Source organism: Duncaniella sp., assembly GCF_029054785.1.
Lineage (GTDB): Bacteria > Bacteroidota > Bacteroidia > Bacteroidales > Muribaculaceae > Duncaniella.
On the sequence record NZ_JAIDEN010000081.1, the window covers coordinates 1 to 12797 of the forward strand.

Annotated in this window: 7 protein-coding genes; 5 read left to right on the forward strand and 2 right to left on the reverse strand. The window is 45.8% G+C overall.

All coding sequences use genetic code 11. The features are described from left to right. Positions 1-1411 (reverse strand): alpha-amylase family glycosyl hydrolase (locus tag K2H17_RS05100; RefSeq protein WP_300132184.1); only part of this gene is annotated, 1411 nt, incomplete at its 3' end. 75 nt (positions 1412-1486) lie between these two features. Beyond that, positions 1487-2419 carry a phosphatidate cytidylyltransferase gene (locus K2H17_RS05105; RefSeq protein WP_300132187.1) on the reverse strand — a complete coding sequence of 311 codons (933 nt, stop codon included), beginning with the start codon at positions 2417-2419 and terminating at the stop codon, positions 1487-1489. Between the two features lie 186 nt (positions 2420-2605). Between K2H17_RS05105 and K2H17_RS05110 the strand changes: the two genes are divergently transcribed. The 5 genes from K2H17_RS05110 to K2H17_RS05130 all read left to right on the forward strand — a co-directional run bounded on the left by K2H17_RS05110 (position 2606) and on the right by K2H17_RS05130 (position 12694). Next, on the forward strand, positions 2606-7267 hold the full coding sequence (locus K2H17_RS05110; RefSeq protein ID WP_300132189.1) for a translocation/assembly module TamB domain-containing protein: 4662 nt from the start codon (positions 2606-2608) through the stop codon (positions 7265-7267). A 30-nt stretch (positions 7268-7297) separates the two neighbouring features. Continuing rightward, positions 7298-9580: a BamA/TamA family outer membrane protein gene (locus K2H17_RS05115; RefSeq protein WP_300132191.1), complete on the forward strand. Its 2283-nt coding sequence runs from the start codon at positions 7298-7300 to the stop codon at positions 9578-9580. 91 nt (positions 9581-9671) lie between these two features. After that, entirely contained in the window at positions 9672-10172 is a 501-nt protein-coding gene (locus K2H17_RS05120) for a thioredoxin-like domain-containing protein (RefSeq protein ID WP_300132193.1), read from the forward strand. A 59-nt stretch (positions 10173-10231) separates the two neighbouring features. Then, positions 10232-10639, forward strand: coding sequence for a hypothetical protein (locus tag K2H17_RS05125; protein WP_300132195.1), 408 nt, complete (start codon positions 10232-10234; stop codon positions 10637-10639). Next, a complete protein-coding gene (locus K2H17_RS05130; RefSeq protein WP_300132198.1) occupies positions 10640-12694 on the forward strand; it encodes a DNA topoisomerase 3 in 2055 nt (684 codons plus the stop codon). It abuts the gene before it with no gap. The last annotated feature ends 103 nt before the right edge of the window (positions 12695-12797 follow it).

Sequence of the window (12797 nt, forward strand, 5' to 3'; positions counted from 1 at the left end):
TGTATGGAGCCAATGAGCCTTCGATCTTACCGGATTTGACCGTGAAGGTCGAATTGTGGACTCTGTCGGTATAATTACCGTCAGGCAAAGTGGTTGCCAATGCTTCGATTGCCTGTTCACTGCCCGAAATATTGATCAACGCGACTCCGGCTGTACCGCGGCATACTTCAATGACAGCACCGTTGTCAGTAGCTGATATTTTTTCCGGTTCACCGCTCATCTCTTTGCGGAATCGGTTTACGGCTACTACTTCCGGATGCTTGAACTCATCATTGCCGCGGGCTCCTACCCGGTTATTACCCCAATAATTCTCACGGGTACTTCCGGCAGGACGGCTGAAAAACAGAGGTGTGCCATTCTGACGTGCTGTCAGGAAAACCCAACCCATTCGGATCTGATCGTCAGTCAGGCCTGCTGATTCGTGTTCGTTTGCGTAAGTGTCATGTGACTCAACCCATGTGACAAGTTTTTTGCCGTCAACAGGGTGGTGCCATGAAAGGAGTGAATCTGCTGCGAAATCAGCTTTATCCAGAACTGTGCGCAGTGCATGGCCATAGGCGCTTGCGGTCAGACCCATATACTCTGCATATTCTTCTTCTTTGACATTCTTGTCCTGAAGCACTTCGCCATAGATGAACAATGAGTCTGCCGGAACGGCAAGGCTCAGGCCTTTGACGCTTTCACGTCCGGTTGCTACGTCCCAGAAATTATTGCGTGTAGCGAGTGAATCCAGTGGATCTGATGGTAAACCTATATGCTTGGCCGTATCATAGCGGAAGCCTTTGACGCCCAAACTAAGCAGGTCATTGACATAGGTCATATAGTAATGCTGGAAATCAGGATTCTCGGTATTTACGTCAGGCAGACCGCCCATCATGCCGGTTGTGCATTCATAGCGATCATTGTAGTCTTGGATAGGTGTAAGCCCATTTGCGTGAAACAGTTTGTCATGACCACCCACTGCATTGTCAAGATCGGGTAATACAGCAGTATGATCGACGGCGGTATGATTTGGAAGCACGTCTACAATCACTTTGACATTGTATTTTTCAGCGCTGTCCATCATGGCCTTGAACTGATCTCTGTTGCCAAGCAGATAGTTGCCGATCTTCCAATCAGTGGGTTGATAATAATAATACCATTTGCCCCTTACGGAATCACCTTCAGCGGAAAAAAGGGCCATCCCTCCGTTTTCTCCGACATAACAAGTGTTGGCGGGAGAAGTCTGAACATAGGTGTAACCGGCTGCGGCAATGTCCTTCATATTCGCAGCGATAGTGTCGAATGACCAGGACCAGGCGTGAAGAATAACATCATCATTTGTGTCGGCAACAGCAACTGTCTCCTTGCCGGAATTGCAGGAAGACATGAAAGCCATGCCTAATACCGAAAGGCATAGAAGTTTTTTCATGTTCTGATAATTAAAGTGTAAGTATGAATTATAAAAAATATAAATGTATGATCAAGTCAGGAAGAAGGGCCTGATTCAATATCCATAGAGGATAATTGCTGTCAGATACAGAACGCTTGCAGGAACTACAAGAAGCAGAGAATCAATGCGGTCGAGAATTCCGCCGTGGCCGGGAAGAATGTTGCCGGAGTCTTTTACACCTAATGTGCGTTTGATGAGCGACTCGGCCAGATCACCCCATGTGGCAAAGGCTCCGACAACGGCTCCAAGACCACACAAACCAAGCAACGATATGGATTCGAAATATTGAGGAAAACCAAATTTGAAGACAAATGCAGATGCGATTGAAAATACCACGCCGCCGATAAATCCTTCCCATGATTTTTTAGGCGAAATCCGAGGAAACAATTTGTGCTTCCCGATCAGTGATCCTACACAAAATGCGCCTGTATCGTTAAGCCATATCATTACAAACATAGCCAACAACAGAAATTTTCCATCCGGGAAAGTGTAGAACATCGACATTATGCCCAAAGGAAGAGCCACATACATCTGCCCCATATAGGAGTAGGCAAGATTTGTCAGGGGGGAATTCTCGTTACTGTACAATTGCACGACAAGCCGGACAATCAGATACAGAAGATAGACCGTGAAAAATGTGCCGCCGAGCACAGCGGTTGTAAATGGAGAAAGTAATTTGAGATTGACGCATCCCAATCCGATGCAGAGGACAAGTCCTCCGGCAACATCAATTACAAGTGTCGTTATATTTTCCCCTCCGTTTGATGAGTTGCATAGGTTGTAGAATTCCTGTAAAGCCACAAGCGTGATAAGAGCAAAAAACACAATGTAACTCAACCCGCCTGACAGTACAGAAAAACAGATTAGAACGACATAAATCGCCCCGGTTATTGCGCGTAATATGAGATTTTTCATTTTTCGTATAATTTCTGCAAAAATAGTCAAAATTAATTTACAACGCAATTTTTGAGGCGGAACACTTTCCATAAGTCAGCATTTTCAGCCTGCCAGGGTTTTAACTTTTCAAAGAATTTTTAAAACAATTGTCGTACTTTTGCAGTTTATATAGTGAATTGTTTAACATTTTAATTTTAGTGCGCCTTGAGTCATACGATTGGTAAAAAGCTCCTTAGAGCATTTCTATGGACGGTTTTAGGCATTGTGATCCTGCTGATGCTTATACCTGTTCTGCTTTATGTGCCCTTCGTTCAGGATTTTGCAGTCAAGATAGCGACTGAACAAGTGTCGAAATCGACAGGGATGAAAGTCGAGATCGGAAAACTCCGGCTCGGTTTTCCTCTGCGCCTTAAAGCCGAAAATGCTACTGTTGTACAAGCTAATGGCGATACAATGCTGACTTCAGGTCTGATTGCGGTGGATGTCAGACTTCGCCCTCTTTTCAAAGGACAGATAGAAGTCGGTGGTGCTTCGCTTGAACACAGCTTCTACCAGATGGGAAATCAGGATTCTCTCATGTGGCTGCGGGCAAATATCCGCAAAATCGACATCAATGACACTGATATTGATCTGAAAAACGGAAATATCGGATTGTCTGAAGCCGACATCGATGGTGTCAGAGTCAGACTGCGGATTCTTTCCGACTCAACAGCCACTCCTCAGGATACAGCATCGTCAAAACCGATGACTATAAAAGCCGGCAGGATAAGCATCCATGATCTGAGCTATACAATGGAAATGCAGCCGATAATTGACTCACTCGGTTGTGATGCGGATTTGATTACCCTTTCGGATGCCATTGTCGACATGGGACTTAAAAACATCCACGGACACAGTCTTAAAATTGACGGCGCTTCAGCTTCGTATATCTATCCGTTGGCAACAGCATCCGATCAGGTTCACACCGACTCCATTTCTGATGATGAATCAACCACCGGAGAGTTGTGGACAATTTCGGCTGATGCAATAAGTCTTACAGCCCAAAATGGCCTTTATGCCCAAAAAGGCGCTGAACCTGTTGCCGGATTTTCTCCTTCATATATAAATGTGGCCGGTGTCTCAATTGAGATTGATTCATTTTACAACCGGGGAACGGATATCCGAGTTCCGCTGAAAAAATTTGAAGTTGATGATTTCTGCAATTTGCAGATATATGCCGACGGCCTTTTCACAATGGATCAGACCAAAATGGCTGCATCAGGATTCTCAATCGAGACCTTGAAGTCATCGCTTAAATTTGATGCCGAGATGGGAATGGGCGATCTCACGACAGACAGTAACCTTCCTCTCCAGCTTAAAGCCTCCGGAAGAATTGATCCCCACGAAATAGCTCAGGTCATGCCCGGCCTCCGCAGTACTTTACGCCCCTTGGCTCCGCTGTCTGTTTCAGCAGACATTGATGGGACTGCAAGCATCCTGAATGTGTACACTCTGGATTTGCGTATGAATCCGCTGGCGCATGTATCACTTGAAGGAGAGGTGGAAAATCCATTCAATCCCGATAAAATCGGAGGAGAGCTTTCGATTGAGGGTAATCTTTCAACAATCACAGACCGGCAATTTGCATTTCTGCCGATAAAGAAAATTCCGGCGCTCGGAATAAGCGGCACCGTCAACTATCATCCGGGGCTTGTGTCGGGCGATATTGATCTCACCACCGGAGACGGACGTCTTGCCGGCAACGGCAATTGGAATGGCCGGGCCGAGAGCTACGATGCAACTTTGGATATAGCAGACTTTCCGGTTGATGCTTTTATGCCGGAGCTGGGCATAGGAAAAGTTACAGGTTCTTTTACAGCCGAAGGTAAAGGCTATAATCCGATGAGCAAATCCTCATATGTTGATGCTAATGTGAAAATCCGCAAAATCGAATACAACAAATCAGTATATAAGGATATCGCCCTTGACGCTTCGCTTCATGACGGTGATGCGACCGGAACTCTTGTCAGCTCCAATTTCAATGCCGATGCGACAGTCCGTTTTGACGCTCGCCTTGACGGTGACACCGTGCGTTGGGATTTGAATTCTGATGTCAGGAACCTTAACCTGATGGCTCTTGGCTTCTCGGATTCCATTAACCGTGGATCTCTTGATCTGAATTCCAAAGGCTATTTCAATCTGAACACACAAGCCATCAATGCGACAGCTGATATTTCACAACTGACATGGAATTTGCCGGGTGTTGATATTGTCTCGCCCAAACCGATATCTCTGAATCTTAATTCATCCGACTCACTTCTTGATGCGACTCTGGTCAACGGGGATATGAATCTCGGCCTTAATTCTTCTGTCTCGTTGTTCACATTTATCAATGAGCTGAATGCCGGCATGACTGAAGTCTCGCAGCAGCTTGACAGTATGCGCATAAACGTCAACAACTTGCATTCTGCCTTCCCTCGTCTTGATATGATACTCGACATGGGGAAAGACAATGTTGCATCATCTTATCTCAGTGAAAGTGCCAAGATGCAGTTCAGTCGGCTTACAGCCGGAGTGCACAATGACAGTGTCCTTTCATTCAGTGCTTTTGTAACCGGACTTATGACCGGAAGCACAAAACTTGACTCTGTTTCGCTGAATGCGATACAGCACGGCGACTATCTGATTTATCGTGCGTCAGTAAATAACCAGCCGGGCACATTTGATGATTTTGCCCATGTCACACTCAACGGCTTTGCCGGGGTCAACCGCCTGACAGCCTACATGAACCAGAAAAATATCAAAGGTGAAAAAGGTTTCAATATCGGCCTGTCAGCCATGATCGAAGACAGTGTTGTGAGCGTCAGGTTTGCTCCGTTGAAACCGACTATCGCTTACAAGCCCTGGACTCTGAACAAAGATAACTATATCAGCTTTAATCTCGCGAACAAACACCTTGATGCGAATCTTGAGCTGACAGGAGATAAAAGTTTCATAAAACTGTTTACGGAAGTGCCTTCAGGTATTGACTCAATCGGGCATAGTCATGGAGCTGATGCCGTACAGGAGGATCTCGTATTGCAGATTTCCCAGGTGCACCTTCAGGACTGGCTGTCAATCAACCCATTCGCGCCTCCTGTAAAGGGTGATCTGAATGCTGACATGCGTTTCAGATATGACAATAGTGTACTGACCGGAAAGGGATCAGTCGGACTCAAAGATCTGTTTTATGGCCGCGAACGTGTCGGGACATTTGATCTTGATGTAGATGTCGCCAATACCAAGAGCGGAAAACTAATGGCAGATGTCAGCCTCATGGTCGACTCGGTCAAGACTGTCACTGCACAAGGCGTCCTGAATGACTCCACCTCAGGGACACCGTTCCTGCTGGATTTCAGAATGATAAAATTCCCCTTGAGAGTGGTCAATCCGTTTATTCCACAAGAGATGGCGACAGTCAACGGTATGCTTAACGGGGAAATGAAGATTACAGGCGATATGAGCAAACCGGTGTTCAATGGCTTTATTGATTTCGACACCACCACCGTCAAGGTAAAGATGTTAGGCACAACTTTCAGTTTCTCTGAAGAGAAAATCCCTGTTGACAGCGGAATTGTTACATTCAATAATTTTGCAATCAAGGGATGTAATGATAATCCGTTGTTCGTCAACGGAACTGTCAATGCCCGCAATCTGACAAATCTTGGACTGAACCTTGGTCTCAAAGCGTCAAATATCCAGGTAGTCAATAGCAAGAAAGCGCGTGGTGCCGATGTCTATGGCAAGGCATTTCTAAATGTGGATGCAACCGCAAAAGGGAATATGAATTTTATGCGTGTTGATGCGGATCTGCGAGTGTTGTCTCAGACCAATGTGACATATATCGTATCGGAAACAGCGGAAACTCTTTCATCCCAAAGTAATGATGACATGGTTCATTTTGTGCAGTTCAATGACACGACAAACGCCACCAATGTCGATTCCCTGACAGTCAATTCAATGGCTCTCGCGCTGGAGGCGGATCTGCATCTTGACCGTGGATCGACAATAAATGTAGACTTGTCGGCCAACGGATCGAATAGGGTACAGATACAGCCGGAAGGGGATGTCGTGTTTACAATGTCAGAGCTAAACGGAGACCGGATGACCGGACGCATCAATATCAACGGTGGCTTTGTCCGTTATACACCGCCTTTCATGAGCGAGAAACAATTTGAATTCCAGGAAGGATCCTACATATCGTTTAACGGTGATATGATGAACCCCAACCTGAATATCCATGCAGTGGATGTCATGAAAGCCAACGTGACTCAGGACGGACAGAATTCACGACTGATCAATTTCGACGTGATTCTGTCGGTCACCAACTCACTGAACAATATGAATGTGGCATTCGATCTGGCGACAAACGATGACATAACAGTTCAGAATGAACTCGCATCCATGTCGGCAGAACAGCGTGCCAACCAAGCGATGAATCTCTTGCTTTACAATGTATACACCGGTGCCGGGACAAAAGGGAATGCCAATCTGTCAGGCAACCAGCTTTACTCCTTCCTGACATCGAAACTGAATTCATGGGCTGCCAACAACATTCGTGGCGTTGACATTTCATTCGGAATAGATCAGTATGACAAGACATATTCCGGATCGACATCGACGACTACTTCTTATAGCTATCGGGTCAGCAAGTCATTCTTCAATGATCGCTTCAAGATCGTTGTCGGAGGCAATTACTCAACCGATGCGGATGCCGACGAGAATTTTTCTCAGAATCTGATAAATGACATCTCGTTTGAGTATATGCTTAACCAGTCCGGCTCAATGTATATCAAGATTTTCCGCCATACAGGTTATGAAAGTATCCTCGAAGGTGAAATCACCCAGACGGGCGTCGGTTTTGTGCTGAAAAAGAAATTAAACTCACTCTGGGAACTCTTCGGGATCAGACGTGACTGATATTAATAACACTTCTAAAAATCTGAAGCTTTGAAAAAAATAATCATCTGCCTGTCGGTTGTATCAGTGCTTCTTTCCGGCTGCTCTACCACAAAGCGTCTTGGGAAGGATGATATTCTATACACCGGACTCAAAGGAGTGGAAATATCATCCTCGGAAGAGAAAAAATTTCCTTCCGATGTCCGCTCATCCCTGACTGAGGCGGTTTCGGTGAAACCGAACAATGCCCTCCTGGGTTCGGCATCTGTCAGATATCCGTTCCCTTTGGGCCTGTGGGTCTATAACAACTGGCCGAATCCGCCCAAAGGCTTGAAACATTGGATCTATAACAAGCTCGCTGCCGAGCCTGTGCTTGTCAGCGATGTCAGACCTGAGGTCAGAGTCCACATGCTTGATCAGATCCTTGATAATAATGGCTATTTTTCAGGAAGTTCATCCTATGAACTCGTTCAGAAACGCAACAAGAAAAAGGCTTCAATCCTATATAAGATTGAAGCCGGCAAGCCCTATATGATCGACTCGATCATACTTCTGCCGGATACAATCCATCTGAACCACCTGATTGATTCAGTCGCAAAAAGATCAAAATATTTCCAGATCGGATCGCGCTACTCAACTGATTCGTTGGCTTCGCTTCGGGTGGATATTGCCAATGCAGTCCGTAACAGAGGATACTATTTTTTCAGGCCTGACTATATTCAGTATCTTGCGGATAGTACCATCAACCGCGGCAATATCGCCATGAAACTTGATATAGCTGACAATATCCCATCAATGGCTCTCAAGCGTTACCGGACAGGAGACATTACCACATATATTTACCGGAATAAAGGTGGCGGTACGCCAGACACTTTGGAAACAGCCAAAGGGACGCTGATACGTTATCTCCCGGCAAGACTTCGAGAAGGGCTGATCCCATCCTGCATTGCGTTCCGTGAAGGGCGTACATTCTCTGTGAGGCAGATGAATGCCACTCAGACCCGACTGGCTCGTCTCGGAATCTTCAACAACATCAATATAAATGTCATGCCGGATACGCTCCATAGGAACGATAACCTGCTTGACGTTGTGATAGAGTGTACATACGACAAGCCGCTTGAGGCTTCCATTGAGGCTAATGTGTCATCCAAGTCAAACTCCTACCTCGGACCGGGACTGACTTTGGGAGTGACCAACAGGAATCTATTCGGAGGAGGTGAGTTGCTGACGGTCTCTTTGACCGGAGCATATGAGTGGCAGACAGGATCTGGACGACACAATTCGGTATTCAATTCTTATGAAATCGGGCTGAATGGCACTTTAGCGTTCCCAAGGCTGCTTGCACCGAGATTCATCCCCCGCACACGTAGAGAATTGAGCTGGACAAGGATCTCATTGGGTGCGGATCTTCTTAACCGTCCACACTATTTCAAGCTCAGCCAGTTCAATACCTCTATATCCTATGACTGGCAGTCTTCGAAATACATATCCAATACATTTACTCTTTTCAAGCTGACATACAATAAACTCCAGCACACCACTCCGGTTTTTGATTCGATAATGAACGCAAATCCGGCAATCGCGTTGAGCTTTCAGAGCCAGTATATTCCACAGATGGGCTATAACTTTGTCTATGACCGCACGACCCGGAACCACATGTTCAACATCCAGTTCAACATCCAGGAAGCCGGAAATATATTCTGGTCAATCTATGAGCTGTGTGGCAAGAAAGGGGAGAAGACCCTTTTCAAAACTCCATTTTCCCAGTTCGTGAAAGGATATGCCCAGATTGTCTATGGCAGACGCCTGGGTGGAAACCATTGGCTTGTCAGCCGCCTTGGTTCCGGCGCGGCCCATGCCTACGGCAATTCTTCGCAGGTGCCTTACAGCGAACAATTCTACTGCGGAGGAGCCAATTCCGTCAGGGCTTTCACTGTGCGTTCAATCGGCCCCGGCTCTTACAGAGCGCCAGCTGACCAGGTCAACGGATATTTTGACCAGACCGGCACTTTTACATTCATTGCCAATACGGAATACCGTTTTCCGATCCTTGGACCGCTTCATGGAGCTGTTTTTCTGGATGCAGGAAATGTCTGGACACTGAAAAATGAGCCATCGCGACCAGGAGGACAATTGCAGGCCAAGACGTTTTTCAAAGATCTTGCCGTCGGAACCGGAGTCGGATTGCGTTTTGACATCTCGATGTTAGTGGTACGAGGCGATCTTGGAATTGGGATCCACGCGCCGTATGACACAGGCAAACGAGGCTATTACAATATGGAGTCATTCAAAAAATCGTTGGCATTCCACTTGGCCATCGGCTATCCTTTCTGAGCAGAATCGGTGTAATGCGAAGAACTTTTTAAGAGTTTGAATTGTCTTTATTATTAAGGACATTCAAACTCTTTTTAAGTAACTGTTACTTATGAAAAAGATCTTTAGCTACGTCGCATTTTTTGCAGCGATAATACTCCTTATATCCGCATATTCCGAGCGTGTGATGAAAGCTGATGCAGGATTTGCAGCCCCTGAAATAGAAATACTCGCCAATGACTCCGTTGAAATCTCATTGAGTCAATTGCGCGGTAAATACGTATTGGTAAATTTCTGGGACAGTGAAAATGCAGTTTCCCGTATAGCGGCTGGAGAATATGACCGCTATCTGAGAGCAAAGACATATACTAAACCGTTTACGCTGTTGTCTGTTAATACAGATACCGATCCTAAGTTTTTCAAGGAAGTTGTCAGAAAAGATAATCTTGACATCACAACCCAGTTTCATATAACTGATGCAAAAATGAAAAATCTTGCAGCCGATTATCGTCTGAACCGTGGATTTGCATCATATCTCATTAACCCACAAGGCAAAATAATATCCGTCAACCCGACTATCAGCTGTTTGCAGACTTATCTGACAGGAAAGTAAGGACGGCCAAGAGGTTGTCAGAATCAATAATTCTAACTAAATTTGCACTACCATTCATCATGAAAAGATTGATCATTCCTGCGGTAATAATAGCCGCGATGCACCTTAGTACAGAGGCAAAAGTTGTCAAAGATTATGTGTCGGCTTCAGACAACACACTGTCGTTCCAAGTAGATAGCATTGACTACCGCTCGGATCTTACACGTATCTATGGCAAACTGATCGGCAAACCTCATACCTCTAACCGTATTGATGGAGTGACATTCACCGGCATCGGATCAGCCGTTACCGCTACGGATATCGACGGCGTGGATTTCCAACGTTATTTCCAATGGGAAGATGACGGAAAAATTCTGGTTGAGATCGACTTTCCGGTTTTGAAAACAGCAGATGAGGCGCAGATTCTTTTCATGACAGTACATGGCCCGACCACAACAACCGTCAAGAAAAAAATCATTACACCGTAAATGATACTTTGTATTACTGAGAAACCAAGTGTAGCAAAAGACATAGCCGGTATACTCGGCGCCAATACTCGCCGGGAAGGATACTACGAAGGGGGAAACTACAAAGTTACCTGGACCTTCGGCCATCTCTGTACCCTGAAAGAACCCGGCGATTATGAAGACCGCTGGAAAAGATGGTCTCTCGGAATGTTGCCGATGATACCAGCTCGCTTCGGGATCAAAGTAATTAATGATAGCGGGATTGAACGTCAGTTTCGTGTGATCGAAAATCTTATTGCCGAAGCAGACGAAGTCATAAACTGCGGTGACGCAGGCCAGGAAGGCGAATTGATCCAGAGATGGGTGATGCAGAAAGCATCCATCAAATGTCCGGTCAAACGTCTTTGGATCTCTTCTCTGACAGATGACGCTATCCGCGAAGGATTCGCACATCTGAAACCGGAAGCTGATTTCAACAACCTATATCATGCGGGACTCTCACGCGCTATCGGCGACTGGCTCCTCGGCATGAATGGGACACGTTTGTATTCCCTGAAATATTCATCTCCTGGCAATGTCCTTTCAATCGGTCGTGTTCAGACACCGACATTGGCCCTGATTGTTCAGCGCCATTTCGAAATTCAGAATTTCAAGCCGGAGGATTATTGGGAGCTCAAGACGCTGTATCGTGGTGCGACATTCAATGCAACAGCCGGTCGTTTTCACTCTCCGGAAGAAGCCACGGCAACACTTCAGGAAATCCAGGAACTTCCGCTTGTCATCAATGACATTCAGGAGAAAAAGGGGCGTGAAGCGCCGCCTCGTCTTTTCGACCTCACATCTCTTCAGGTTGAATGCAATAAGAAATGGGGATGGACCGCAGATGAGACACTTCGACTGATACAGTCTCTATATGAAAAAAAGGTGACAACTTATCCACGTGTCGACACGACATATCTTTCAGAGGATATCTATCCGAAAGTCCCCGGAATCCTGAAAAATATGACACCTTATGCGGCATTGACGGAGCCTTTGCTGTCCTCGAAGTTGCCCAAGAGCAAGAAGGTGTTTGACAACACTAAGGTTACCGACCACCATGCGATTATTCCGACCGGTCAGTCTCCTGCCGTACTGATTGGCAACGAACGTCAGCTCTACCATCTGATTGCGCTGCGTTTTATCGCTGCATTTTACCCGGATTGCCGTTTCCTGAGCACCACAGTCAGTGCCACAGTCGGCAAACAGGGATTCAAAGCCACCGGAAAGGTTATAGAAGATGCAGGTTGGCGTAAACTTTATGAGGGAACACCGACAGAAGAACCTAAAGATGATTCATCTGATGACCGGATTCTGCCGGAATTCAAAGTAGGGGAGAGCGGTCCTCATGAACCGGCTCTGCAACAGAAAACAACCCAGCCCCCGAAATATTACACTGAGGGAACTCTTCTGCGGGCTATGGAATCGGCCGGCAAGACTGTCGATGACGAAACGCTGCGAGAAGCGATGAAAGAAAATGGAATCGGTCGACCGTCAACCCGTGCAGCGATAATAGAGACCCTGTTTAAACGTAAATACATATATCGCAATCGCAAATCAATAATGGCATCTCAGGCAGGAATTGACCTGATTGAGACCATTAATGAGGAGTTACTGAAAAGCGCGAAACTTACTGGCTTATGGGAGAATAAGTTACGTCGCATTGAGCGAGGCGAATACTCTGCGACTGAATTTATTGACGAACTTAAAACATTGATTAATCAAATAGTAATCAGTGTTTTAAGCGATAATTCCAGATCTAAAATCCAGGTAGAGACTGATGTTAAAGGAAAAGGTCTGGACGATGCAGCTCCTGAGAAAGCAAAAAGCAGCAAACCGCGTAAGCCTCGCTCACCAAGCGTCCGCAAATTTGAGCAGATCGAATGTCCGCTTTGCAAACAGGGAACTTTGATTAAAGGGAACACTGCCTTTGGATGTAGCCGTTATCGCGAGGGATGTACATTGAGATTGAACTTCTCGGAATATCCGGAAACGTTGACACCGGCCAAGCTGAAAAAACTGCTGACGGCAAAAAAATAATATGCCTGACTTAGAGGTTGTTTTAAAACAATAGTTAAAATCTGAGCGAAAGTATTGTTTTTTCTTCTGTCAATAATTTCATCTTTCAATAGTTTAAAATTAC

Coding starts and splice junctions, on each gene's coding strand:
- K2H17_RS05105 (WP_300132187.1), bottom strand. CDS start 2,419: ATGGAAAGTGTTCCGCCTCAAAAATTGCGTTGTAAATTAATTTTGACT.
- K2H17_RS05110 (WP_300132189.1), top strand. CDS start 2,606: ATGCTTATACCTGTTCTGCTTTATGTGCCCTTCGTTCAGGATTTTGCA.
- K2H17_RS05120 (WP_300132193.1), top strand. CDS start 9,672: ATGAAAAAGATCTTTAGCTACGTCGCATTTTTTGCAGCGATAATACTC.
- K2H17_RS05125 (WP_300132195.1), top strand. CDS start 10,232: ATGAAAAGATTGATCATTCCTGCGGTAATAATAGCCGCGATGCACCTT.
- K2H17_RS05130 (WP_300132198.1), top strand. CDS start 10,640: ATGATACTTTGTATTACTGAGAAACCAAGTGTAGCAAAAGACATAGCC.